General features: G+C 69.9%; 26 protein-coding genes. 18 read left to right on the top strand and 8 right to left on the bottom strand.

Going from position 1 to position 22,979, the window contains the following annotated elements:
* Window positions 1-136 precede the first annotated feature (136 nt).
* On the top strand, window positions 137-1,330 hold the full coding sequence (locus IE096_RS28845; protein ID WP_189456669.1) for an RtcB family protein: 1,194 nt from the start codon (window positions 137-139) through the stop codon (window positions 1,328-1,330).
* Window positions 1,331-1,377: 47 nt separating this feature from the next.
* Here IE096_RS28845 and IE096_RS28840 read toward each other — a convergent pair whose 3' ends face one another.
* The 5 genes from IE096_RS28840 to IE096_RS28820 all read right to left on the bottom strand — a co-directional run bounded on the left by IE096_RS28840 (window position 1,378) and on the right by IE096_RS28820 (window position 4,439).
* Entirely contained in the window at window positions 1,378-2,181 is an 804-nt protein-coding gene (locus IE096_RS28840) for an LAGLIDADG family homing endonuclease (protein WP_189456667.1), read from the bottom strand.
* A gap of 117 nt (window positions 2,182-2,298) precedes the next feature.
* Window positions 2,299-2,709 carry a VOC family protein gene (locus IE096_RS28835; RefSeq protein ID WP_189456665.1) on the bottom strand — a complete coding sequence of 137 codons (411 nt, stop codon included), beginning with the start codon at window positions 2,707-2,709 and terminating at the stop codon, window positions 2,299-2,301.
* 83 nt (window positions 2,710-2,792) lie between these two features.
* Window positions 2,793-3,545, bottom strand: coding sequence for an SDR family NAD(P)-dependent oxidoreductase (locus tag IE096_RS28830; RefSeq protein ID WP_189456664.1), 753 nt, complete (start codon window positions 3,543-3,545; stop codon window positions 2,793-2,795).
* Window positions 3,546-3,613: 68 nt separating this feature from the next.
* Window positions 3,614-3,964: a YnfA family protein gene (locus IE096_RS28825; protein ID WP_189456662.1), complete on the bottom strand. Its 351-nt coding sequence runs from the start codon at window positions 3,962-3,964 to the stop codon at window positions 3,614-3,616.
* Between the two features lie 37 nt (window positions 3,965-4,001).
* The gene (locus IE096_RS28820; RefSeq protein ID WP_229347866.1) at window positions 4,002-4,439 is read right to left on the bottom strand and encodes a hypothetical protein; all 438 of its coding nucleotides are present in this window, start codon (window positions 4,437-4,439) and stop codon (window positions 4,002-4,004) included.
* Between the two features lie 30 nt (window positions 4,440-4,469).
* On the opposite strand from IE096_RS28820, the gene IE096_RS31655 reads away from it, so the two are divergent.
* The 9 genes from IE096_RS31655 (at window position 4,470) to IE096_RS28780 (ending at window position 13,312) form a co-directional block, all read left to right on the top strand.
* Entirely contained in the window at window positions 4,470-4,733 is a 264-nt protein-coding gene (locus tag IE096_RS31655) for a hypothetical protein (protein WP_229820674.1), read from the top strand.
* Between the two features lie 4 nt (window positions 4,734-4,737).
* Window positions 4,738-6,063, top strand: a complete 1,326-nt coding sequence (hemL, locus tag IE096_RS28815; protein WP_189456660.1) for a glutamate-1-semialdehyde 2,1-aminomutase — start codon at window positions 4,738-4,740, stop codon at window positions 6,061-6,063.
* A gap of 32 nt (window positions 6,064-6,095) precedes the next feature.
* Complete coding sequence (locus tag IE096_RS28810; RefSeq protein WP_189456712.1) at window positions 6,096-6,743, top strand: histidine phosphatase family protein; 648 nt, start codon at window positions 6,096-6,098, stop codon at window positions 6,741-6,743.
* Between the two features lie 195 nt (window positions 6,744-6,938).
* Entirely contained in the window at window positions 6,939-8,372 is a 1,434-nt protein-coding gene (locus IE096_RS28805) for a polysaccharide deacetylase family protein (RefSeq protein ID WP_229820673.1), read from the top strand.
* A 23-nt stretch (window positions 8,373-8,395) separates the two neighbouring features.
* Window positions 8,396-9,022 (top strand): TlpA family protein disulfide reductase, encoded by a 627-nt coding sequence (locus tag IE096_RS28800; protein ID WP_189456657.1) that lies wholly within the window; start codon window positions 8,396-8,398, stop codon window positions 9,020-9,022.
* 37 nt (window positions 9,023-9,059) lie between these two features.
* The gene (locus IE096_RS28795) at window positions 9,060-9,824 is read left to right on the top strand and encodes a cytochrome c biogenesis CcdA family protein (protein ID WP_229820679.1); all 765 of its coding nucleotides are present in this window, start codon (window positions 9,060-9,062) and stop codon (window positions 9,822-9,824) included.
* 3 nt (window positions 9,825-9,827) lie between these two features.
* Window positions 9,828-11,630, top strand: coding sequence for a cytochrome c biogenesis protein ResB (gene resB / locus IE096_RS28790; protein WP_189456655.1), 1,803 nt, complete (start codon window positions 9,828-9,830; stop codon window positions 11,628-11,630).
* Window positions 11,627-12,709 (top strand): c-type cytochrome biogenesis protein CcsB, encoded by a 1,083-nt coding sequence (ccsB, locus tag IE096_RS28785; protein ID WP_189456654.1) that lies wholly within the window; start codon window positions 11,627-11,629, stop codon window positions 12,707-12,709. The genes resB and ccsB overlap by 4 nt, the downstream gene beginning before the upstream one ends.
* An 84-nt stretch (window positions 12,710-12,793) precedes the next feature.
* Entirely contained in the window at window positions 12,794-13,312 is a 519-nt protein-coding gene (locus IE096_RS28780; RefSeq protein ID WP_189456652.1) for an SRPBCC domain-containing protein, read from the top strand.
* Between the two features lie 25 nt (window positions 13,313-13,337).
* On the opposite strand, the gene IE096_RS28775 is transcribed toward IE096_RS28780, so the two are convergent.
* A complete protein-coding gene (locus tag IE096_RS28775; RefSeq protein ID WP_126914806.1) occupies window positions 13,338-13,619 on the bottom strand; it encodes a PLD nuclease N-terminal domain-containing protein in 282 nt (93 codons plus the stop codon).
* A gap of 87 nt (window positions 13,620-13,706) precedes the next feature.
* Between IE096_RS28775 and IE096_RS28770 the strand changes: the two genes are divergently transcribed.
* Together IE096_RS28770 and mqnP are read left to right on the top strand one after the other, a co-directional pair.
* A complete protein-coding gene (locus IE096_RS28770) occupies window positions 13,707-15,158 on the top strand; it encodes a menaquinone biosynthesis decarboxylase (RefSeq protein WP_189456650.1) in 1,452 nt (483 codons plus the stop codon).
* The gene (gene mqnP / locus IE096_RS28765; protein WP_189456648.1) at window positions 15,155-16,051 is read left to right on the top strand and encodes a menaquinone biosynthesis prenyltransferase MqnP; all 897 of its coding nucleotides are present in this window, start codon (window positions 15,155-15,157) and stop codon (window positions 16,049-16,051) included. The genes IE096_RS28770 and mqnP overlap by 4 nt, the downstream gene beginning before the upstream one ends.
* A gap of 61 nt (window positions 16,052-16,112) precedes the next feature.
* Here the strand turns inward: mqnP and IE096_RS28760 are convergent, their stop codons facing one another.
* The gene (locus IE096_RS28760) at window positions 16,113-16,994 is read right to left on the bottom strand and encodes a hypothetical protein (RefSeq protein ID WP_189456646.1); all 882 of its coding nucleotides are present in this window, start codon (window positions 16,992-16,994) and stop codon (window positions 16,113-16,115) included.
* Window positions 16,995-17,477: 483 nt separating this feature from the next.
* Between IE096_RS28760 and IE096_RS28755 the strand changes: the two genes are divergently transcribed.
* Complete coding sequence (locus tag IE096_RS28755; protein ID WP_229820672.1) at window positions 17,478-18,170, top strand: UbiX family flavin prenyltransferase; 693 nt, start codon at window positions 17,478-17,480, stop codon at window positions 18,168-18,170.
* On the opposite strand, the gene IE096_RS31915 is transcribed toward IE096_RS28755, so the two are convergent.
* The gene (locus IE096_RS31915) at window positions 18,167-18,301 is read right to left on the bottom strand and encodes a hypothetical protein (protein WP_268248362.1); all 135 of its coding nucleotides are present in this window, start codon (window positions 18,299-18,301) and stop codon (window positions 18,167-18,169) included. The two genes, IE096_RS28755 and IE096_RS31915, sit on opposite strands and share 4 nt — an antisense overlap.
* Before the next feature lie 138 nt (window positions 18,302-18,439).
* Between IE096_RS31915 and IE096_RS28750 the strand changes: the two genes are divergently transcribed.
* From IE096_RS28750 to IE096_RS28730, 5 genes are all read left to right on the top strand, one after another.
* Window positions 18,440-18,895, top strand: a complete 456-nt coding sequence (locus tag IE096_RS28750) for an Lrp/AsnC family transcriptional regulator (protein WP_126914801.1) — start codon at window positions 18,440-18,442, stop codon at window positions 18,893-18,895.
* Between the two features lie 59 nt (window positions 18,896-18,954).
* Window positions 18,955-20,118, top strand: a complete 1,164-nt coding sequence (gene mqnE / locus IE096_RS28745; protein ID WP_189456643.1) for an aminofutalosine synthase MqnE — start codon at window positions 18,955-18,957, stop codon at window positions 20,116-20,118.
* Window positions 20,119-20,189: 71 nt separating this feature from the next.
* Window positions 20,190-20,480 (top strand): DUF4229 domain-containing protein, encoded by a 291-nt coding sequence (locus IE096_RS28740; protein WP_189456641.1) that lies wholly within the window; start codon window positions 20,190-20,192, stop codon window positions 20,478-20,480.
* Between the two features lie 164 nt (window positions 20,481-20,644).
* A complete protein-coding gene (locus tag IE096_RS28735) occupies window positions 20,645-21,982 on the top strand; it encodes a dicarboxylate/amino acid:cation symporter (RefSeq protein WP_189456639.1) in 1,338 nt (445 codons plus the stop codon).
* A gap of 266 nt (window positions 21,983-22,248) precedes the next feature.
* Window positions 22,249-22,896, top strand: coding sequence for a TetR/AcrR family transcriptional regulator (locus IE096_RS28730; RefSeq protein WP_189456637.1), 648 nt, complete (start codon window positions 22,249-22,251; stop codon window positions 22,894-22,896).
* Window positions 22,897-22,979 lie beyond the last annotated feature (83 nt).

Here is a 22,979-nt window from a genome sequence, read left to right as displayed (position 1 = left end):
CCGGTTGTCGCCGCTGGGTGGCGACTGGACACAATGTGTACCGCAAGCGCTGCCGCGCCCGCCGTCCCGCTGTCGTGGATGAGATGAGAGGTCCGGCTTTTGCGTTATCCACGCTTTTCGGGGGAATGAGGTAGTTATGACGTACACCGAGGTGCCCGGCGCCCGGGTACCGATCCGTATGTGGGCCGACCCGGCCACGGTCGAGCCCGTCGCCATGCAGCAGCTGCGGAACGTCTCCACTCTGCCGTGGATCGAGGGCCTCGCCGTGATGCCCGACGTCCACTTCGGCAAGGGCGCCACGGTCGGTTCGGTGATCGCCATGCGGGGCGCGGTGTGCCCGGCGGCGGTGGGCGTCGACATCGGCTGCGGCATGTCGGCGGTGAAGACGTCGCTGACCGCCAACGACCTCCCGGGCGATCTGTCCCGGCTGCGGTCGAAGATCGAGGAGGCCATCCCGGTCGGCTTCGCGATGCACGACGACCCGGTGGACCCGCGCCGGCTGCACGGGCTGCCGACGGCCGGGTGGGACGACTTCTGGGGGCGGTTCGACGGGGTCGCGGAAGCGGTCAAATTCCGTCAGAGTCGGGCACTGAAGCAGATGGGTTCGCTCGGATCGGGCAACCACTTCGTTGAGTTCTGTCTCGATGAGACAAATTCGGTCTGGCTGATGCTCCACTCCGGCTCCCGGAACATCGGCAAGGAGCTGGCGGAGTACCACATAGGCGAGGCGCGGAAGCTCTCGCACAACCAGAACCTGGTCGACCGGGACCTGGCGGTCTTCATCGCCGACACCCCGCAGATGGCGGCCTACCGGCACGACCTGTTCTGGGCGCAGGAGTACGCGCGGCACAACCGCGAGATCATGATGGCCCTCTTCCAGGACGTGGTCCGCAAGGAGTTCAAGAAGGCCAAGCCGATGTTCGAGCCGGTCATCTCCTGCCACCACAACTATGTGGCGGAGGAGACCTACGAGGGCGTCGATCTGCTGGTCACCCGCAAGGGCGCGATCCGCGCGGGCGGCGGCGAGTACGGCATCATCCCGGGCTCGATGGGCACCGGCTCGTACATCGTGCGCGGCCTGGGCAACGAGGCGTCGTTCAACTCCGCCTCCCATGGCGCCGGCCGCCGGATGAGCCGCAACCAGGCCAAGAAGCGCTTCTCCGAGCAGGACCTGGCGGAGCAGACGCGGGGCGTGGAGTGCCGCAAGGACCGTGGCGTGGTCGACGAGATCCCGGCCGCCTACAAGCCGATCGAGCAGGTCATGGAGCAGCAGCGGGACCTCGTCGAGGTCGTGGCCAAGCTCAAGCAGATCGTCTGTGTGAAGGGCTGACAAGCGAAAGGGGGGCGGGCGTCGGACGCCCGCCCCCCTTGATCCGGCTATTCGGCCTGGGCCTGTTGTTTCTTGCGCAGGCGCCAGCGCCGGAGGCTGCAGGACTGCTCTGACCTGCCGAGTTTCTCCGCTGCCTCTGCGATGGTCGGCGCGTCGAGCAGGAGGCGGTCCTCCAGTTGTGTCCAACTGCGGCGTGGCCGGGGTGGGGACATATCTGCCGGGCGGACCCAGACGCTCACTTCGGCGGCAGCCGAGCGCTTGCGCTCCAGGGCCAGGCTCCCCGGGTAGTACAGGTGATCCGTCACCGTCACTCCCAGCTCCCGCATGTACATGATGTTGTACGCACGGTCACGCGCGTTACGGCTGGTCGTTTTCGGGATGCCGAGTGCCAGCTTGGTGTAGCGGCACAGGTAGGTGGCGATCGCGGTGCTGGTCGTGGCGAGGCTGATGAAGGGGAGACCCTCGGCTGTGAAGCCCACGGCGCCGTCGGCGTCGATGATTCCTCGGAGGTAGTCCCGCCGGGAGAACGGAACACGCGGCGGCGTGATTCTCGTGGACTTCCTCCCGTACGGGAGCCCGAGTTCCACGAGGCGGTTTCTGGCTTCCAGCGCGTGTACGGTCCAGATCGCCGATCGATGGCTCTCGGAGAAGTTGGTCGCCCGGGTGCGCTCGCTGATGGTGCTGTTGTACGGGCACAGCTCCTGGAAGGCATGGAGTATGTCGATGTCGCGGTAGCTGATCTCGACTGCCAGACGTCCCCTTTGCCGAGTGTCCGCGTGCATGTGCCCATCGGCCTGTAAAAAACCGAACATGTACGCATATCGCGGATCTTCGAGGTCCATGAAGGTCATGTCCCCGATCGTCGGCCGCCTCCGTCGCTCCGTTATTCGAAACGGCAGAGCGTCACTCGAACTGGCGAGCGCGCAACGCGCGCAAACGCGCCGATTCCGCTTACTGCCAGGACCGCGTCACGCGCCTCGCTCGCTGTCCTGTGGGTACCAGCGCAGTTCGATCGTGTTGCCGTCCGGGTCCAGGACGTAGATCGACTCGGCGATGCCCCGGGCGCCGAAGCGGGGGCCGGGGCCGTCGACGATGGTGAAGGTGCCGGAGGCGGCGATCTCCTGCCAGTCGACGGGGTCGACGACCAGGCAGATGTGGTCGACGTTGGACCCGCCGCCGCCGCCGTCACCGCCGCGTTCGCGGGCGACCAGGTCGATGATCGTCGTGGGGGAGACGCGGACGGAGGGGAAGGGCGCCTCGCCCGCGCGCCATTCGTCGGCGCGGACCGGTTCCAGGCCCAGGGGGCCGGTGTAGAAGGCCAGGGAGCGCTCGACGTCGGAGACGTTGAGGACGAGGTGGTCGAAGGCGGTGACACGCATGGGCTGCCTCCTGCTTTCGTACGGGCCGCCCGGGGGCGGGCGGCTGTGCGTACGACGCTAGTGGGCCGCGGCGCCCGTCGGGGTCAGACCTCGCGGTGGACCTTGTAGTTGGACGCCTGGGCGCGGGGGCGGACGACGAGGAGGTCGATGTTGACGTGCGCGGGGCGGGAGACGGTCCAGCCGATGGTGTCGGCGATGTCGTCGGCGGTGAGGGGTTCGGCGACGCCCGTGTAGACGGATTCGGCGCGGTCCTTGTCGCCGCGGAAGCGGGTGAGGGCGAACTCGTCGGTCTTGACCATGCCGGGGGCGATCTCGATGACGCGCACCGGCTGGCCGCACAGCTCCAGGCGGAGGGTCTCGGCGATGACGTGGGCGCCGTGCTTGGCGGCCACGTAGCCGCCGCCGCCCTCGTAGGTGGCGAGGCCCGCCGTGGAGGAGAGGACGATGATCGTGCCCTCGGCCTCGACGAGGCGGGGGAGGAGGGCCTGGGTGGTGTTGAGGGTGCCCAGGACGTTCGTCTCGTACATCGTCCGCCAGTCGGCGGGGTCGGCGGTGGCGACGGTCTCGGTGCCGATGGCGCCGCCGGCGTTGTTGACGAGGACGTCGACGCGGTCCAGGGTGCGGGCGAAGGCGTCGACGGCGGCGCGGTCGGTCACGTCGAGGACGTGGACGAGCGCGTCGTGACCCGCCGCCGTCAGCTCCTCGGCGAGGGCGGTGAGACGGTCCTCGCGGCGGGCGGTGAGCACGACGCGGTAGCCGTCGGTGGCCAGCCGGCGGGCGGTGGCGGCGCCGATGCCGCTGCTCGCGCCGGTGATGACTGCGGTGCGGGTGCTCATGATGGGCCTCCTGGGACGGCCGGGGCTGCTGGGGTCTATCCGCAGCATAGGGGCCCGCGCCCGGGCGGTCAGCGGCCCCGGGGGGCGTACATGATCACGGCGACGCCGGCGAGGCAGACCAGGGCGCCGATGACGTCGTAGCGGTCGGGTCGGTAGCCGTCGGCGACCATGCCCCAGGCCAGCGAGCCTGCGACGAACACGCCGCCGTACGCGGCGAGGATCCGGCCGAAGTGGGCGTCCGGCTGGAGCGTGGCGACGAAGCCGTACGCGCCCAGGGCGGCGATCCCGGCGCCGATCCACGCCCAGCCCCGCCCATGCCCGGAAACGCTGCCGCGGACGCCCTGCCAGACGAGCCAGGCCCCGCCGATCTCCAGGAGCGCGGCGAGGACGAACAGGGCGATGGAGCGGAGATTGAGCATGGATGTCAGGTTATGCGTGGTGTGGGGGGGGGTGCGGTTACGGCCAGACCAGGCAGTACGGCTGGTGGCCGGCCTCGTGCAGCCGGTGGGAGAAGTCCTGCCATTCGTGGAGCAGTTGGTAGACCTCGAAGGCGTCGCGCGGGCCGCCGCGGTCGGGGACCGTGGACCAGATGAAGGCCGCCGCGCCCACCGATTCCTCGCCAATTCCGCGCAGCGGGTCGACGACGGTCATGGGGAGCTTGACGACCGCGTAGTCGGGGTGGAGAACGACCAGTTCGAGCGGGGGGACCTTGTGCAGGGGTATGCCCTCGATGCCGGTGAGAACCATGGCGGCCACGGTCTCCGGCTTGATCCTGGTGAACATTCCGCCCATGCCCAGCTCGTCACCGCCGAGCTCCTCGGGGCGCATGGAGATGGGGACGCGGGCGGCGGTCGCGCCGTTCGGGGCCCCGAAGTACTTGTAGGTCACCCCCACCCGGCCACTCCTGCTCGCACCGTTCTCTTCGTGTCGCTCTTCGCGCCGTTCGTCGCGTCGTTCTTCCCGGCGCCGGTGCCGCCCCTTGTTGGCGCGCTCGGCTCGCTCGGGGCCCAGGTCGTCCGTGCCTTCGCCCAGTCCGCCACCGCGATGCATATCTCCACCCGACCGCACATTGCCCGACCGCACATTGAGGCAGCACAGCCCCCGCCGCGCAACCCGATCATCGTCTCAGAGACCTCCCCCGTAGACGGCGTGCGAAACGCCCGGGCACGAGTCGGCGGGGGGCTCTGAGACCATGGCTAGCATGAGCTACCCATACACGGCCCCAGTCTCGCAGACGCTCTTCGACCGTGCGTCGGTCGTGACGCCCGGTGGCGTGAACTCTCCGGTGCGCGCGTTCCGCGCCGTGGGCGGTACGCCCCGGTTCATGGTCTCCGGCACCGGTCCGTATCTGACCGATGCGGATGGCCGGGAATATGTGGACCTCGTGTGTTCGTGGGGGCCGATGATTCTCGGCCACTCCCACCCCGAGGTGATCGCCAAGGTGCAGGAGGCCGTGGCGCGGGGTACGTCCTTCGGCACGCCCGGTGAGGGCGAGGTCGCGCTGGCGGAGGAGATCGTCGCGCGGATCGCGCCGGTCGAGCAGGTGCGGCTGGTGTCCTCGGGCACCGAGGCGACGATGTCGGCCATCCGGCTGGCGCGCGGCTTCACGGGCCGCGCCAAGGTCGTGAAGTTCGCCGGCTGCTACCACGGTCACGTGGACGCGCTGCTGGCCGCGGCGGGTTCCGGGGTGGCGACCTTCGGGCTGCCGGACACCCCGGGCGTGACCGGCGCCCAGGCCGGCGAGACGATCGTGCTGCCGTACAACGACCTGGAGGCCGTGCGCGAGGCCTTCCGGGCGCACCCGGGCGAGATCGCCTGTGTGATCACGGAGGCGTCGCCGGGCAACATGGGCGTGGTCCCGCCGCTGCCGGGCTTCAACGCGGGCCTGAAGGCGCTGTGCGCCGAGAACGGCGCGCTGTACATCTCCGACGAGGTCATGACGGGCTTCCGGACGAGCCGGGCGGGCTGGTTCGGCGTCGACGGCGTCGAGCCGGACCTGATGACCTTCGGCAAGGTCATGGGCGGCGGCTTCCCGGCGGCGGCCTTCGGCGGTCGCGCCGATGTGATGGCGTACCTGGCGCCGGCGGGCCCGGTGTACCAGGCGGGCACCCTCTCCGGTAACCCGGTGGCCACGGCCGCGGGCCTGGCGCAGCTGCGGCTGCTGGACGACGCGGCGTACGAGCGGGTGGACGCGGTCGCGGCGGAGATCGGCTCCCTGGTGACGGAGTCGCTGACGAAGGCGGGTGTGGCGCACCGGCTGCAGACGGCGAGCAACATGTTCTCGGTGTTCTTCACCGAGGACGCGGTGACGAACTACGCCGAGGCGAAGACGCAGGAGGCGTTCCGTTTCAACGCCTTCTTCCATTCGATGCTGTCGCAGGGTGTGTACCTGCCGCCGTCGGCGTTCGAGTCGTGGTTCGTCTCGACGGCGCACGACGCGGCGGCGATCGAGCGGGTCGCGGCGGCGCTGCCGGCGGCGGCGCGCGCGGCGGCCGAGGCGACGGAGGAGGGCAAGTGAGCGGCAAGGCTGACATCACGGTCGTCCATCTGATGCGGCACGGCGAGGTGCACAACCCGGAGGGCGTGCTGTACGGGCGCCGTGCGGGGTACCACCTGTCGGAGCTGGGGCACCGGATGGCGGACCGGGTGGCGGAGCACCTGGCGGAGCGGGACGTGACGTACGTGGTCGCGTCGCCGCTGGAGCGGGCGCAGGAGACGGCGACGCCGATCGCGAAGGCGCACGGTCTGGACCTGGCGACGGACGAGCGGCTGATCGAGGCGGCGAACGTCTTCGAGGGCAAGACCTTCGGCGTGGGCGACGGCGCGCTGCGCAAGCCGGCGAACTGGAAGCACCTGACGAATCCGTTCCGTCCGTCGTGGGGCGAGCCGTACGTCGAGCAGGTGGTGCGGATGATGGGCGCGCTGGACGCGGCGAAGGACGCGGCGCGCGGCCATGAGGCCGTGCTGGTCAGCCATCAGCTGCCGATCTGGATCGTGCGGAGCTTCGTGGAGCGGCGCCGGCTGTGGCACGACCCGCGGAAGCGGCAGTGCACGCTGGCGAGCCTGACGACGTTCACCTACCGGGGCGACAAGATCGTCTCGGTGGGGTACTCGGAGCCGGCGCGGGATCTGGTGCCGAAGCACCTGCTGGCCGGGGCGAAGCCGGTCAAGGGCGGGTCGAAGGCGTTCGGCGCCTGAGTCCGGACGCATATGGGGTGGCGCGGGTGCGCCGGGGCTTGTGCTCCGGCGCACCCGCGCCGTCGTTTCCGCCCGAATGCACCCGTTGAGAGCGGTAAAACAACGCAAGCGCCGTAATCCGCCGTGCCGTCACACCTAATGTCCATTTATATGGACGGCGTATGGTATGGGGCCGCAAGCACGGACGGAGCCGACATGCGCGAGTTGAGCCGACGCAGCCTGCTCGGACTGGGCGTGGGCCTGGGCACGGCCACCGCCCTGGGAGCGATGGCCGGCTGCTCCGACGGGCCGTCCGGCACCGCCGGCACGGGCGGCCGTCCCAAGGCGCGGGCGCACGTGGAGGCGAAGGCCAAGGCGAAGCTGATCGGCGACGGCTCCACCGCCGACACCGGGCCGCAGCCCAATCAGCCGCCGAAGCCGGTGCCGCTGGAGCCGGGGGAGAAGCCGCCCCAGTTCGTGATCTTCTCGTGGGACGGGGCGGGCGAGGTCGGCAACGGTCTCTTCCCCCGCTTCCGCAAGCTCGCCCGGGACCACGGCGCCCGGATGACGTTCTTCCTCTCCGGCATCTACCTCCTGCCGGAGTCCAAGCAGCGGATGTACGAGCCGCCGAACAACGCGCCCGGCGCCTCCGACATCGGCTACCTCTCCGACGAGCACATCCGGGCGACGCTGAAGAACATCCGCGCCGCGTGGCTGGAGGGCCATGAGATCGGCACCCACTTCAACGGGCACTTCTGTTCGGGCCACGGCTCGGTGGCGCACTGGACGCCCGAGGACTGGGAATCGGAGATCGAGCAGGCCGTCTCCTTCGTCACCCGCTGGCGCACCCACACCGGCTTCACCGATCTGGAGCCGCTGCCCTTCGACTACCGCAAGGAGCTCATCGGCGGCCGCACCCCCTGTCTGCTGAACCAGGAGGGTCTCCTGCCCACCGCCCGGCGGCTGGGCTGGCGCTACGACGCGAGCTCCTCGGGCGGGGAGCAGGTGTGGCCCCGCAAGAAGCAGGGCCTGTGGGACCTGCCGCTGCAGCAGATGCCCTTCCCGGGGCACTCCTTCGAGGTCCTGTCCATGGACTACAACATCCTCGCCAACCAGTCGAAGAACACGACGCGCGGCGTGCCCGCCCACTACGCGGGCTGGCGCCGGCAGGCCATCGAGTCGTACATCGCCGGCTTCGACCGGGCGTACGAGACGAACCGGGCACCGTTCTTCGTGGGCAACCACTTCGAGGAGTGGAACGGCGGGATCTACATGGACGCCGTCGAGGAGGCGTTCAAATACATCGCCGACGACAAGCGCAAGGACGTCCGGGTCGTCTCCTTCCGGCAGTTCGTGGACTGGCTCGACGTGCAGAGCCCGGCGGTCCTCGCGCAGCTGCGCCAGCTCGACGTGGGCGAGAAATGGCACCGCAGGGCGGGCGGCGGCGGTGGCGGCGGCAGTACGAGCAGGCCGTGGAACCGGGGCGAGCCCCCCGCGCCGCGCGGCGAGGCGCCCGTCGGGCCGAAGGCCGGAGAGGTGCCCGTGGGGCCCAGGGGCGGCGACGTTCCCACGGCTCCCGCGGGCAACAACACGGCTCCCACGGGCAACAAGGGGCACGACGACTCCGAGGGGGGTGCGGAAGATCCCTAAACCGCCCATGCGAAACTTTTCACATGAGTGCCCGCCGCGCCTTTCGACGCCCACTTTCCCGCCGTCGTCTCCCCGTGCCGGCCGCTGTCGTCGCCATCACGGCGGCGCTGACGCTCAGCGCCTGCGGCTCCGGCGGCAGCTCGGGCGGCGGGGGCCAGACCCAGTTCGTCCAGGGCACCGGCGGCGTCGACGTGGTCAAGGACCGCGCGAGCCGGCAGAGCGCCCCGGACCTCTCCGGCAAGACGCTGGACGGCAAGGACCTCGACGTCGCCAAGGACTACAAGGGCAAGATCGTCGTCCTTAACGTCTGGGGCTCCTGGTGCTCGCCGTGCCGCGCCGAGGCCAAGTACCTGGTGCAGGCCGCCAACGCCTACAAGGACAAGGGCGTGGAGTTCGTCGGCCTCGACACCCGCGACCCCGACCCGGCCCCCGCGCTCGCCTTCGAGAAGGAGTTCAAGGTTCCCTACCCGAGCCTCTACGACTCCGCGGGCAAGCTCCTGCTGCGCTTCCCCAAGGGCAGCCTCAACCCGCAGTCGATCCCCTCCACGGTCTTCATCGACCGGGACGGGAAGATCGCCGCCCGCGCGATCAAGGCGCTGGGCGAGGACGAGCTGCGCGACACCCTCGACCCGCTGGTCGCGGAGAAGTGACCCCGTGACCACCGGGACCCCCACGGCCGCGCACGCGATCACCGCCCTCGCCGCGGCGAGCGACACCAACCAGACCGTCCTGACCGGCGCCCTGCTGCTGGCCCTGCCCGTGGCCATGCTCGGCGGGCTCGTCTCCTTCTTCTCCCCCTGCGTCCTGCCGCTCGTCCCCGGCTACCTGTCGTACGTCACCGGCGTCACCGGCGCGGACCTGGCCGAGGCCAGGCGGGGCCGGATGCTCGCCGGCTCCTCGCTGTTCGTCCTGGGCTTCTCGGCCGTCTTCGTCTCCACCGGCGCGCTGTTCGGCTTCTTCGGCAACACGCTGCAGAGCTACAAGGGGACGATCAACCTCGTCCTCGGCACGCTGACGATCGTGCTCGGCCTGGGCTTCATGGGCGTGTTCAACCTCTTCGGCCAGCGCGAGTTCCGCTTCCACACCCGGCCCACGATGGGCCTGGCCGGGGCGCCCCTGCTCGGGGTGCTCTTCGGCCTGGGCTGGACCCCGTGCATCGGCCCGACCCTCGCCGCCGTGAACTCGCTCGCCATCAACCAGGCCAGTGCCGGCCGCGGTGCCCTGCTCACCGTCGCCTACTGCGCCGGCCTGGGCCTGCCGTTCGTCCTCGCCGCGATCGCCTTCCGGCGCGCGCTCGGCGCCTTCGGCTGGGTCAAGAAGCACTACGTGTGGGTCATGCGCGTCGGCGGCGGCATGCTCGTCGTGGTCGGCCTGCTCCTGGTCACAGGATTGTGGGACAGCATGGTCCAGGACCTTCAGACGTGGTCGTCGCGCTACACCCCCGGGATCTGATCAATGGCCAAGACCAACGACTCCACCGATACCGCCGAGACCGACACCGCCGTGACGGACGACTCGGCGGCGGCATCGGACCTCTCCACGGCCCCCGCCGAGGACAGGGCCGGTGACGGCCAGGCCGTACCCGGCTCCTTCGGCGGCGTCCGCAAGGCCGGCCCGCTCGGCGCGCTCGCCTGGACCGCCCGTGAGATCACCGGCTGGGTGCGCTGGGTCTGGCGGCAGCTGACCTCGATGCGGGTCGCGCTGATCCTGCTCTTCCTGCTCTCCCTGGCCACCATCCCCGGCTCGCTCGTCCCGCAGACCAGCGTCGACGCGCTCAAGGCCGAGCAGTGGAAGGCCGACCACGAGACCCTGGCGTCCGTCTACGACAAGCTCGGGCTCTTCCACGTCTACAGCTCGGTGTGGTTCTCCGCGATCTACATCCTGCTGTTCGTCTCGCTGATCGGCTGCATCGTCCCGCGCACCTGGCAGTTCGTCGGCCAGCTGCGCGGCCGCCCGCCGGCCGCCCCCCGCAACCTCACCCGGATGCCCGCCCACGCCACCTGGCACACGGACGCGAAGCCCGAGCAGGTCGTCGCGGCGGCCGAGAAGCTCCTCAAGCGCCGCCGCTTCCGCGTCGAGCGGAGCAAGGGCTCCGTCGGCGCCGAGAAGGGCTATCTGCGCGAGGCCGGCAACCTCCTCTTCCACGTCTCGCTGATCGCCCTGCTCGTGGCCTTCGCCTCCGGCCAGCTGTGGAAGTCCGAGGGCGGCAAGCTCGTCGTCGAGGGCGACGGCTTCTCGAACACCCTCACCCAGTACGACGACTTCAAGTCCGGCTCCCTCTTCCGCCCGGACGACCTCGACAAGTTCAGCTTCTACCTGGACCGCTTCTCCGGCAGCTACGAGCGCACCGGCCCCCAGAAGGGCACCCCGCGCGACTACGCCGCCCACATCACGTACTACGAGGGCGCCGACGGCCCGGCCCGCAAGGCCACCATCAAGGTGAACGAGCCGCTGGAGACGGGCGGCTCGAAGGTCTACCTCATCGGCCACGGCTACGCTCCGATGGTGACCGTCAAGGACGGCCGCGGGAACATCGCCTTCCGGGGCCCCATGTCCGCGCTGCCGCTGGACAGCAACGTCACCGAGACCGCCGTCGCCAAGGTCGGCGACTACCGGGACAAGGACGGCGAGAAGACCCAGATCGGCTTCAAGGGCAACTTCGTGCCGACGCTGGACCTGAAGACCGGGATGATGGCGTCCCAGTTCCCCGCCCTGGACAACCCCGCCCTCGTCCTCACCGCCTACCACGGCAGCCTCGGCACCGACTCCGGCATGCCGCAGAACGTCTACCAGCTCGACGTCACCAAGATGAAGCAGTTCACGGAGAAGGACGGCTCGCCCTTCGCCAAGCTGCTCAAGGTCGGCGACACCATGACGCTCCCCGACGGCGGCTCGCTGCACTTCGACGCCATCAAGGAGTGGGCCACCTTCCAGGTCTCCCAGAAGCCCGGCAACGAGCTCGCCCTGAGCGGCGCCGTCGCCGCCCTGCTGGGCCTGGCCGGCTCGCTGTTCATCCAGCGCCGCCGCGTCTGGGTGCGGGCCACGGCCGGCGCCGACGGCCGTACGGTCGTGGAGCTGGCCGGCCTCGCCCGCAGCGAGTCCGCCCGGCTGCCCGAGGAGCTCGCCTCCCTCGCCGCCGCCCTCCAGCCCGACGCCCCGCCCGCCACCGGCACCGCCACGGCCGAGGCCGTCGAAGCCGTCGAAGCGGACGAAGCCGCCTCCGACCCCGTCGAACCGTCCGAAGGAGCGCGCGCGTGAATCTCGCCGCCGCAACCAACGAGAACCTGGCCAACATCAGCAATGTGCTGATCTATTCGGCCATGGCCGTCTACACCCTGGCCTTCCTCGCGCACATCACCGAGTGGGTCTTCGGCAGCCGCAGCACCGTCGCCCGCACCGCCGCCGCGCTCACCACGGAGGCCGCCCGTTCGTCGTCCGTGAGCGTCACGGTCAAGAAGCAGGGCGGCGGCACGGCCGTCCTGGAGCGCCCCGAGGTCGTCACCCGCGCCGCCCCCGGCAGCCGTGACGTGCCCGACGGCCCCGGCGCGGCCGGCGGCAGCGAGAAGGGCGACCTGTACGGCCGCATCGCCGTCTCGCTGACCGTCCTGGCCTTCGCGCTCCACGCGGGCGGCGTCCTCACCCGCGCGCTGTCCGTGCAGCGGGCGCCGTGGGGCAACATGTACGAGTTCTCCACGACCTTCGGCATGACCGCCGTGGCCGTCTACCTCGGCCTGCTCGCCGCGAAGAAGAACGTCCGCTGGCTGGGCCTGCCGCTGACCACGTCGATCCTGCTCGACCTGGGCCTCGCCGTCTCGGTCCTCTACACCAGCAGCGACCAGCTCGTGCCCGCGCTCCACTCCTACTGGCTGTGGATCCACGTCTCCTGCGCCATCATCTCCGGCGCGGCGCTGTGGGTGGGCGCGTGCTCCACGCTCTTCTACCTCTTCCGCGACTCCTACGAGGCCAAGCTCGCGGCCGGCCGGGACGCGGACGGCGCCTGGGGCAACGTCCTCTCCCGCCTGCCCTCGGCCGCCACGCTCGACAAGTTCGCCTACCGCATCAACGCGACCGTCTTCCCGCTGTGGACGTTCACGATCATCGCGGGCGCGATCTGGGCCGAGGCCGCCTGGGGCCGCTACTGGGGCTGGGACCCCAAGGAGGTCTGGTCCTTCATCACCTGGGTCGCCTACGCCTGCTACCTCCACGCCCGCGCCACCGCCGGCTGGAAGGGCCGCAAGGCCGCCTACCTGGCCCTGCTGGCCTTCGCCTGCTACCTCTTCAACTACTACGGCGTGAACATCCTGCTGAGCGGCAAGCACTCCTACGCGGGGGTGTGAGCCCGCACGGTGCGGCTCTGTGACGGCCCGCCTCCCGCCGCTTCCAGCGCGCGGGAGGCGGGCCGTCGTGTTAGACGTGGACGTATGGAGATCCCCTCCCCCTACGGCGCGTCCGAGTCCCAGGGTGACGTCCACACCCTGCGCTACGAGCTGTCGATCCCGTACCCCGTCGACGAGGTGTGGGACGCGATCGCCACGCCCGACGGGCTGCCCACGTGGCTGGCCGTCGCCGATCCCTTCGAGCAGCGGGAGGGCGGGGCGATCACGCTGCGGTGGCAGAACAAGGACGCCCGGGGGCATGCCACGGTCGCCCCGGGGCGGGTGACGGCCTGGGAGCCCAAGCGGGTGGTGGAGTACACCGTGGACATCCACGGGCGGGTCCGCTTCGAGCTGGAGCCCGGGCCGCTGGGCGTCGGCGGGACGCTGCTGCACTTCACCAACGAGCTGGCCGGGCCGGAGGACGTACGCCTGGACTGCCTGGCCGGCTGGCACCACCACTTCGAGTACCTGCTGCAGGCCCTCGCCGGGCAGCCCGCGGACTGGTCCGCGTGGACCCTGGAGCGCTGGCGGGAACTGCGCGAGGAGTACGGGAAGGGGCGCTAGCCCCTCGGGCCGTCCTCAGCCCTTGTCAGCCCTTGGGGCCGTCCTCGTCGGGCCGGAGCGAGCGCAGGAACTCCGGGTTGTCGTCCGGGGCCACCCACCGCCGCGGCGCCGGGCGGGTACGGGCGCGGGGGCGCCCCGCGACCAGCCAGGCCACCGGGCCCACCAGGACCTCGCCGAAGAGCAGGATGACGAACACCCACGCCAGCTTCGGCAGGCCCCGCACCTCGTTCTCGGGGGTGTTGAGGCAGTCGATGAAGGCGTAGATCCACAGCGCCAGGACCAGCAGGAACGGCAGATACCTGAGCATGGCGGCGGCCCCCGGAGTGCGGTGCTCGGAGCCGCTTCGCGGCCCCCGTGACCGCTCCAGGGTAGTGCGTGCTCGATACTGGAACGTATGGCTTACGACGATCTTCGCTCGTTCCTCCGGGCACTGGAGCGCGATGGCGATCTCAAGCGCATCAAGGCCGAAGTCGACCCGTACCTGGAGATCGGGGAGATCGTCGACAGAGTGAACAAAGCGGGCGGGCCCGCGCTGCTCTTCGAGAACGTCAAGGGCGCGGCCATGCCGCTCGCCATGAACGTCTTCGGCACCGACCGCCGGATGCTCAAGGCGCTCGGCCTGACCTCCTACGACGAGATCAGCGAGAAGATCGGCGGGCTGCTCAGGCCCGAGCTCCCGCAGGGGTTCGTCGGCATGCGCGAGGCGTTCGGCAAGCTCGGCGCGATGGCGCACGTGCCGCCGCGGAAGGTCAAGGACGCGCCGGTCCAGGAGGTCGTCCTCACCGGCGACGACGTGGACCTCGACAAGCTCCCGGCGCTCTTCACCTGGCCCGAGGACGGCGGCTCCTTCTTCAACCTCGGTCTCACCCACACCAAGCACCCCGAGACCGGCGTCCGCAACCTCGGCCTCTATCGCCTCCAGCGCCACGACAAGCGCACCATCGGCATGCACTGGCAGATCCACAAGGACAGCCGCAACCACTACCAGGTGGCCGCCAAGCGCGGTGAGCGGCTGCCGGTCGCCATCGCCTTCGGCTGCCCGCCGGCCGTGACGTACGCGTCCACCGCGCCGCTGCCCGGCGACATCGACGAGTACCTCTTCGCGGGCTTCATCCAGGGCAAGCGGATCGAGATGGTCGACTGCAAGACCGTCCCCCTCCAGGTCCCCGCGAACGCGGAAGTCGTCATCGAGGGCTGGCTGGAACCGGGGAAGATGCTGCCGGAAGGCCCGTTCGGCGACCACACGGGCTTCTACACGCCGCAGGAGGACTTCCCGGCGCTCACCATCGACTGCGTCACGATGCGGCGGCGCCCGCTGCTGCAGTCGATCGTCGTCGGCCGCCCGCCGACCGAGGACGGCCCGCTGGGCCGCGCCACGGAGCGGTTCTTCCTGCCGCTGCTGAAGGTGATCGTCCCGGACATCGTGGACTACCACCTGCCGGAGGCCGGCGGCTTCCACAACTGCGCGATCGTCTCGATCGACAAGAAGTACCCCAAGCACGCCCAGAAGGTCATGCACGCCGTCTGGGGCGCGCACATGATGTCGCTGACCAAGCTGATCATCGTGGTGGACTCCGACTGCGACGTCCACGACCTCCACGAGGTGGCCTGGCGCGCGCTGGGCAACACGGACTACGCCCGCGACCTGACCGTCGTCGAAGGCCCCGTGGACCATCTGGACCACGCCTCCTATCAGCAGTTCTGGGGCGGCAAGGCGGGCATCGACGCGACCGCGAAGTGGCCCGAGGAGGGCTACACCCGCGACGGTGGCTGGCCGAACATGGTCGAGTCGGACCCGGAGACGGCGACGAAGGTCGACCGCCGGTGGAAGGAGTACGGGCTGTGACCACGGCCGCCGTCGCGCAGCCGGGCCGGACGAAGGCGTTCCTGCGCCTCGTCATGATCGAGCACTCGGTCTTCGCGCTGCCCTTCGCCTACATCGCCGCCCTGACCGCGATGTTCCAGCTCGACCGGAACATCCACTGGGCGCGGCTGCTGCTCGTCACCATCGCCATGGTGGGCCTGCGCACCTTCGCGATGGCCTGCAACCGCATCATCGACCGCGAGATCGACGCCCGTAACCCGCGCACGGCCAACCGGGAGCTGGTCACGGGCGCGGTGTCGGTGCGCTCGGCGTGGACCGGGGCGGGGGTGGCCGTGGTCGTCTTCCTCGGCGCCGCCGCGCTGCTCAACCCGCTGTGCCTGGCGCTCGCGCCGATCGCCGTGATCCCGATGGTGGTCTACCCGTACGGCAAGCGCTTCACCAACTTCCCGCACGCGATCCTGGGGCTCGCCCAGGCCATGGGCCCGGTGGGCGCGTGGCTGGCGGTGACGGGGGAGTGGTCCTGGGACGCGGTGATCCTGGGGCTGGCGGTCGGCGTGTGGATCGGCGGCTTCGACCTGATCTTCGCCTGCCAGGACGTGGCCGCCGACCGCGCCCACGGGGTGAAGTCCACCCCGGCCCGCTTCGGCATCCCGGCCGCCCTGTACGGGGCCCGGGTCTGTCACGTCGTCACCACGGCGCTGCTGGTCTGGTACGCGCTGGCGACGCACGCGGGCGTCTTCTTCTGGACGGGCCTGGTCGTCGTCGCCGTGGCGTTCCTCTACGAGCACACGATCGTCAAGCCGCACGATCTGTCCCGGCTGAACCGGGCGTTCTTCACCGTGAACGGCTTCATCGGCATCGCGCTCTTCCTGTGCGCCCTGCTGGACCTGCTGGTGCGCGGCCTGACGGTCTGAACACAGCAGAAGGGCGGCCCACCGAACACGGTGGGCCGCCCTTTCGCGTCGGTACGAGCTGTCAGACGGACTTGCTGAACGGGTCCTGCGCGCCGCCCCCGAGGGGGCCGCCGCCGAACGGGCTGTTCGCGTCGCTGCCGAACGGGCTCTTCGCGCCGCCGCCCTGACCGCCGCCGCCCATGAAGGCGAACATGGCCGCGCCCATCAGGTCCTGCGGCTTGAGCTCCTTGGCGCCGGAGGGGGCCTCGATCTTCTCGGAGCCGCCCTTGAAGCCGATGGTCACCGGCAGCTCGCCCTTGGCCTCCTTGTCGAGCTTGGCGGCGTCGAAGGAGAGGGCGGAGAGCATGCCGTCCTTGACGGCCACGTCGACGGTGACGTCCTTGTCCGGGGCGTCCTCCCACTTGGAGAACTTGTCGAAGCGCTTGTCGCCGAGCTTGTCCTTGAGCGGCTTGAGGCCCTCGACGACCTGCTTGCCGACCGTCTTCGCGTTGGCGGTGACCTTGACGTGGTCGGCGCCGTCCTTGGAGCCCGCGTCGACGAACTTGGCGTTGTCCATGAGGGCCTTGCGCATGGCCTCCAGGGCCTGCTTCTGGGCCTTCGGGTCGAGCGAGTCGCTCAGCGAGCCGTTCGCCTTGCCCGAGGTGCCCTTGTCCTTGCCGAAGGACTTGCCGAACTCCTCGAAGGACTTGGTGTCCAGGGAGACCCAGTCGCCCTTGATGGCGCCCTTGACGGCGTCCAGGGACGGCGGGAGCTGGTCGGCCTTCTTCAGCAGCTCGTCGAGGGCCTGCTTGCCCTTGGCGCCCTTGGCGCTCTTGCTCTTCTCGCTCTTCCCGCCGAGCTCGGCGATGGCCTTGAGGTCGCCACGCACGTACATCTTCTGCGCCACGCCGCGGAGCTCGACGAGCGGCTTGTCGGCGTCCTTCTTGGCCAGCTTGAACGTCACTGCACCGTTCTTGTCGCCGTCCTTGACGTCCTTGAGCGGCTTGTCGTTGCTGATCGCGAAGGAGAGCCGCAGGCTCGCCAGCGTGTCGGCGTCGGAGCGCTGGAAGTCGTCCTCGCCCTTCAGCGCCTCGTAGAGCTTGTCGGCGCCGGCGTCGAAGCCGAAGTCGGCGGAGACGGCCTTCTGGCCGCTCAGCTTGTCGAAGGCCCGCTCGACCTTCGCCTCGGGGCTCAGCTTCTCGGTGGGGTCGCAGGCGACGGAGGCGGCGGCGACGAGAGCGACGCAGCCGGCGGCGGCCAGACCCTTGCGCGTGGTGTGAATGACGTTCCCCCTGGACCGTTCCGTTTATATGAAGGTCACTTAAGTCGAGGACGAATAGGCATGTCAAAGGACTATTCCGCCAAGACGTCGTCAAGACGCGCGGCGGGTGGGCCCCGTCCGGGACGGCGGGCGGACCGCCCGCGGTGTCCGGATAGGCTCGATCCCGTGGAGCCGTACGAACACACGACGCGACGCCGGCCCTGGGTGGTCGGGGTCTCCGGCGCGTCCGGGACGCCTTACGCCGCCGCCGTGGTGCGCGGCCTGCTGGCCGCCGGTGAGGCCGTGGACCTGGTGGTCAGCCGGGCCGCCCGGCTGACGCTGCTGGACGAGACCGGGATCCGCTTCCGGGACGGGCACTGGCAGCGGGACCTGGCGAGCTGGCTCGCGCTGGGCGCGGACGGCAAGGAGCATTTCGCCGTCGACGAGGCGGCCCTGGCCGATGTCCGCCACTGGGCGGCCGGGGATCTCGCCGCCGGACCGTCCTCCGGTTCGTACCCCGCCAAGGGGATGCTGATCGTCCCGGCGAGCACCGCCTGTGTGGCCGGAGTGGCGCTGGGACTGTCGAAGGATCTGCTCCAGCGCGTGGCGAGCGTGACGCTGAAGGAACGTCGGCCGTTGATCGTCGCGGTGCGCGAGACCCCGCTCAGCGGACAGACGCTCCGGCAGCTCGTGGCGCTCGACGACGCGGGAGCCGTGGTGCTGCCCGCCTCGCCGGCGTTCTACGCGGGGGCGACGCACATCCAGGATCTGGTGGACTTCGTCGCCGGGCGGGCGCTGGACGCGGCGGAAGTGCCGCACCGGCTGTACCGCCGCTGGGAAGGAGAGCTCGGTGGGGCGAGCGCTCGTGGGGAGGGCTAGCGCTTCTTGGCGCGCGGCAGGCGGATCTTCGCCGCGAGGCGCGGAGCCGGGGTGGACTGGTGGGCACGCGAGCGGTTGGCCAGGTCCTGGAGCTCGCGCATGCGGGCGTAGGCCATCTCGATCGAGTACACGAGGTCTTCACTCCTGAGATCGAAGGATCGTCGATGATTCGCTGATCTGGTGAAAGATTTTCGGGGTCTGGAACCCCGTACGCCTTAGATTCTACACTGAAACCGGCGAGTTCGCTGATTATTGAAAGGTGCCAGGCTATGGACGCGGTGGACAGGCAGCTCATCCAGGCGCTGCGGGAGAACGGCCGGGCGTCGTACGCGGAGCTCGGCAGGCTGGTCGGCCTGTCGGGGCCGAGCGTCACGGACCGGATCAACCGGCTGGAGGCGGCGGGCGTCATCACGGGCTACCGCGCGACCGTGAACGCGGCCTCGCTGGGCCTGGGCGTCACCGCCCTGATCGGCATCCAGCTCTCGGACGCCGCCGACCACGAGGACGTGGCGCGCCGGCTGCGCGACCTGGAGGAGATCGAGGACTGCTGGTTCATCGCCGGCGACGACTCGTACATGCTCAAGGTCCGGGTCGGCGACGTGGACGGGCTGGAGCGCACCATCCGCCGGCTCTCCGGCACCAAGGGCGTCAGCCGTACCCGCACCACGATCGTCCTCTCCACCAAGTGGGAGAACCGCGTGGGCGAGCTGCCCGAGGACGTCTGAGGCCCAGGGAGTAGGCTCGACGGGGTCTCGAAATCGGATGTATCGGAGAGGGCGGACGCATGGACGCTGGACTCAAGCGTGAGCTCGAGGAGAAGGTCTACGCGGGCGAGCGGCTCACCCGCGAGGACGGCATCGCCCTCTACGAGTCCGACGACCTGGCCTGGCTGGGCGGTCTGGCGCACCACGTCCGGACGAAGAAGAACGGCGACGTCGTCCACTTCAACGTCAACCGCCACCTCAACATGACCAATGTGTGCACGGCGTCGTGCGCGTACTGCTCGTTCCAGCGCAAGCCGGGCGAGAAGGACGCGTACACGATGCGCATCGAGGAAGCCGTCCGCCTGGCCAAGGCCATGGAGAGCGAGAACCTCACCGAGCTGCACATCGTCAACGGCCTCCACCCCACGCTGCCGTGGCGCTACTACCCGCGCTCCCTGCGCGCGCTCAAGGAGGCGCTGCCGAACGTCTCCCTGAAGGCGTTCACCGCCACCGAGATCCAGCACTTCGAGAAGATCTCCGGGATGCCCGCCGAGGAGATCCTCGACGAGCTGATCGACGCCGGTCTGGAGTCGCTGACCGGCGGCGGCGCGGAGATCTTCGACTGGGAGGTGCGGCAGCACATCGTCGACCACGACACCCACTGGGAGGACTGGTCGCGCATCCACCGCCTCGCCCACTCCAAGGGCCTCAAGGGCCCCTGCACCATGCTCTACGGGCACATCGAGGAGCCGCGCCACCGCGTGGACCACGTGCTGCGCCTGCGTGAGCTGCAGGACGAGACCGGTGGCTTCCACGTCTTCATCCCGCTGCGCTACCAGCACGACTTCGTGGACATGAAGGACGGCAAGATCCGCAACCGGCTCCAGGCGCGGACCACGATGGCGACGGGCGCCGAGGCGCTGAAGACCTTCGCCGTCTCCCGGCTGCTGTTCGACAACGTCCCGCACGTCAAGGTCTTCTGGGTGATGCACGGCGTGCAGACCGCCCAGCTCGCCCTCCAGCACGGCGCGGACGACATGGACGGCTCGGTCGTCGAGTACAAGATCACTCACGACGCCGACAACTACGGCACGCCGAACAAGCTCACCCGTGACGATCTGCTGGAGCTGATCCGCGACGCCGGCTTCCGCCCGGTGGAGCGGAACACCCGCTACGAGATCATCCGTGAGTACCCGGGTCCGGACGCCTCGCTGCGGGAGTCGCCGCAGCCGATGCGGGTCTGAGATCCACTTCTGGGCGTGCTGTACTACTGGAATTGCACGTTTCGGTTGTCGTCGAGAAGAAGGTCCCGTCCGTGAGTAGCCAGAAGTTCGCGTCGCTCCGCTACACCGCCCTGCGGCTCGGCCTGCTGGTCGGCTGCTTCGCCGTGGTCTGGGTGCTGTGCTACGTCCACGTCATCCCGCTCGGGGTCGGCAACTCCAACCTCGTCTGGATGATCCTGCTGGCCCTGATCCTCTCCGCGCCGCTGAGCTGGGTCCTGCTGCGCAAGCAGCGGGACGCCATGTCCGAGCAGATCGTGGAGCGGGTGGACCGCGCGAAGGCCAAGATGGCCGCGAACGCGGGCCAGGAGGACGCGGTCCAGTAACACTCCTCACATATACGACATACCTCTACCTGCGCCCCGCGCCGGAACTCCCGTTCCGGCGCGGGGCGCAGGCGCGTTCCGGCATGTTCCGGCGCGTTCTGATGTGCGTGCGCCTCAAAGAAGTTCTTTGGGTTGCTCAAAGCATGAGTGTTACGGTAATTCGCATGTCGACGTCACCGTCCCCCACGGCGGCCGCCTCGCGCGGGCGCATATCCCGCATATTCAGCGTGCCCTTCTGGGCCCAGATCCTGCTCGGCCTCGCCCTGGGCGCCCTGCTCGGCTGGGCCGCCAAGAGCGGTGACATCGGCTGGCTCGGCAGCACGCTGGGCAGGATCGGTGACACCTTCGTCCAGCTGCTGATGCTGGTCATCGCGCCGCTGGTGTTCTTCGCGATCCTGGTCTCGATCACCAATCTGCGGAACGTCTCCAACGCCGCCCGGCTGGCCACCCGCACCCTGATGTGGTTCATGATCACGTCGCTGATCGCGGTCGTCATCGGCCTGGCGATCGGCCTCCTCACCGACCCGGGCGCGGGCACCGGCCTCACCGCCGCCGACGGCGCCGAGCCCAAGAAGCACGGCTCCTGGCTCGACTTCCTCACCGGCATCATCCCCACCGACATCGTCACGCCCTTCACCCAGCTGAAGGTCCTCCAGATCGTCTTCATGGCCGTGGTCGTCGGCATCGCGATCCTCAAGACCGGCGAGAAGGCCCAGCCCGTCCTCACCTTCAGCCACTCCGTGCTGGAGCTGCTGCAGAAGGCCCTGTGGTGGGTCATCAAGCTCGCCCCGCTGGGCACGCTCGGCCTGGTCGGCACCGCCATCTCCACCTACGGCTGGGGCCTGCTCGGCAAGTACGCGACGTTCACCGCCGACATCTACGTCGGCTGCGCCATCGTGCTGTTCGGCGTCTACCCGCTGCTGCTCGCGACCGTCGCCAAGGTCAACCCGCTGCGCTTCTTCAAGGGCGCCTGGCCCGCCATCCAGCTGGCCTTCGTCTCCCGCTCCTCCGTCGGCACCATGCCGCTCACCCAGAAGGTCACCGAGCGGCTCGGCGTCCCCAAGGAGTACGCGTCCTTCGCGGTGCCCTTCGGCTCGACGACCAAGATGGACGGCTGCGCCTCGATCTACCCGGCCATCGCCGCGATCTTCGTCGCCCAGGTCTTCGACGTGCCGCTGGAGGTCAAGGACTACATCCTGATCGCCTTCGTCTCCGTCATCGGCTCGGCCGCCACCGCCGGCCTCACCGGCGCCACCGTGATGCTCACGCTGACGCTCTCGACGCTGGGCCTGCCGATGGCGGGCGTGGGCCTGCTCCTGGCGATCGACCCGATCGTGGACATGATGAGAACCGCCACGAACGTGGCCGGGCAGTCGGTGATCCCGATCATCGTCGCCTCCCGGGAGAAGATCCTGGACCGCGCCGCCTACGACACGGCCGACGGCTCCCACCTGGAGGACGAGCCCGTCGCCGAGGTCCGCACCGCGCCCGTCGCCGCCTGACGGACCGGCAGGAAAGGGCCGGACGGCCCCCCGGAGGCTCGTTCCCGGCCCTTGACGTCCCTCCTCCCCGTGATATTACCTGCCGGTAGTGTGACGGGGGGGAGGGATTTTTTGTCGTGACGGTCGTGAGCAACGCACAGGTCGCAAGGGCCCCACGGGCCACGGAGAACACCACCCGGGAGGGCGCCACCGGGTCCGGGGGCGGGGCGCCGCCACCGCAGGATCCGGCCCCGAAGCGCAAGCGTGGCACCGGAAAGATCCGGCGGATGCCACGGGAGGTGCGCGAGCGGCAGATGCTCGACGCCGCGGTGGAGGTCTTCGCCCGGCGCGGCTACCGCGCCGCGTCCATGGACGAGATCGCCGAACTGGCCGGGGCCTCCAAGCCGCTGGTCTACCTCTATCTGAACTCGAAGGAAGACCTCTTCGGCGCCTGCGTCCGCCGCGAGGCCGAGGCCCTGAAGGCCGCGGTGCGGGCCGCGATCGAGCCCGACGCCTCCGCCGACGACCGGCTGTGGCACGGACTGCGCGCCTTCTTCACCCACACCGCCGAACACCCCGACGGCTGGGCGGTGCTCAGCTGCCAGGCCCGGACGAACGGGGAGCCGGCCGCGCCCGTCGTGGACGAACTGCGGCAGGAGATGGTCGGCCTCGTCACCCGGCTCATCGCCGCCACCGCCGCCACCGCCGCCGAGGGCGCGGACGGGGACGGGAGCGCCGCCCTGGCGGGACACGAGGCCTCCGGACTGGCGCACGCGCTGGTGGGCGCCGCCGAGTCGCTCGCCGGGTGGGCCAACACCCGCACGGGCGCCGTCCCCTCGGCGAAGGAGACCGCCGCGACGCTGATGAACGTCGCCTGGGTGGGGCTGGAGAACCTCAGGGCCGGCCGGCGCTGGACACGCGCCGCCCGGCCCTGAGTCGTCCCCCTCCTCCCCGGACCCGGAAGGCTCGGGGAGAGGGGGTGGTCGGCACGGGCGCGCAGGCGTACCTTTACGGCCAG

It is taken from the genome of Streptomyces abikoensis, assembly GCF_014648775.1.
Lineage (GTDB): Bacteria > Actinomycetota > Actinomycetes > Streptomycetales > Streptomycetaceae > Streptomyces > Streptomyces abikoensis.
This window is presented reverse-complemented; position numbering and strand designations above follow the sequence as displayed.

Excerpts from the sequence above, each read along its gene's own strand:
- IE096_RS28845 (WP_189456669.1), top strand. The coding sequence starts at position 137 with ATGACGTACACCGAGGTGCCCGGCGCCCGGGTACCGATCCGTATGTGG.
- IE096_RS28840 (WP_189456667.1), bottom strand. The coding sequence starts at position 2,181 with ATGACCTTCATGGACCTCGAAGATCCGCGATATGCGTACATGTTCGGT.
- IE096_RS28835 (WP_189456665.1), bottom strand. The coding sequence starts at position 2,709 with ATGCGTGTCACCGCCTTCGACCACCTCGTCCTCAACGTCTCCGACGTC.
- IE096_RS28830 (WP_189456664.1), bottom strand. The coding sequence starts at position 3,545 with ATGAGCACCCGCACCGCAGTCATCACCGGCGCGAGCAGCGGCATCGGC.
- IE096_RS28825 (WP_189456662.1), bottom strand. The coding sequence starts at position 3,964 with ATGCTCAATCTCCGCTCCATCGCCCTGTTCGTCCTCGCCGCGCTCCTG.
- hemL (WP_189456660.1), top strand. The coding sequence starts at position 4,738 with ATGGCTAGCATGAGCTACCCATACACGGCCCCAGTCTCGCAGACGCTC.
- IE096_RS28810 (WP_189456712.1), top strand. The coding sequence starts at position 6,096 with ATGCGGCACGGCGAGGTGCACAACCCGGAGGGCGTGCTGTACGGGCGC.
- IE096_RS28805 (WP_229820673.1), top strand. The coding sequence starts at position 6,939 with ATGCGCGAGTTGAGCCGACGCAGCCTGCTCGGACTGGGCGTGGGCCTG.
- IE096_RS28800 (WP_189456657.1), top strand. The coding sequence starts at position 8,396 with ATGAGTGCCCGCCGCGCCTTTCGACGCCCACTTTCCCGCCGTCGTCTC.
- resB (WP_189456655.1), top strand. The coding sequence starts at position 9,828 with ATGGCCAAGACCAACGACTCCACCGATACCGCCGAGACCGACACCGCC.
- IE096_RS28780 (WP_189456652.1), top strand. The coding sequence starts at position 12,794 with ATGGAGATCCCCTCCCCCTACGGCGCGTCCGAGTCCCAGGGTGACGTC.
- IE096_RS28775 (WP_126914806.1), bottom strand. The coding sequence starts at position 13,619 with ATGCTCAGGTATCTGCCGTTCCTGCTGGTCCTGGCGCTGTGGATCTAC.
- IE096_RS28770 (WP_189456650.1), top strand. The coding sequence starts at position 13,707 with ATGGCTTACGACGATCTTCGCTCGTTCCTCCGGGCACTGGAGCGCGAT.
- IE096_RS28750 (WP_126914801.1), top strand. The coding sequence starts at position 18,440 with ATGGACGCGGTGGACAGGCAGCTCATCCAGGCGCTGCGGGAGAACGGC.
- mqnE (WP_189456643.1), top strand. The coding sequence starts at position 18,955 with ATGGACGCTGGACTCAAGCGTGAGCTCGAGGAGAAGGTCTACGCGGGC.
- IE096_RS28735 (WP_189456639.1), top strand. The coding sequence starts at position 20,645 with ATGTCGACGTCACCGTCCCCCACGGCGGCCGCCTCGCGCGGGCGCATA.
- IE096_RS28730 (WP_189456637.1), top strand. The coding sequence starts at position 22,249 with ATGCCACGGGAGGTGCGCGAGCGGCAGATGCTCGACGCCGCGGTGGAG.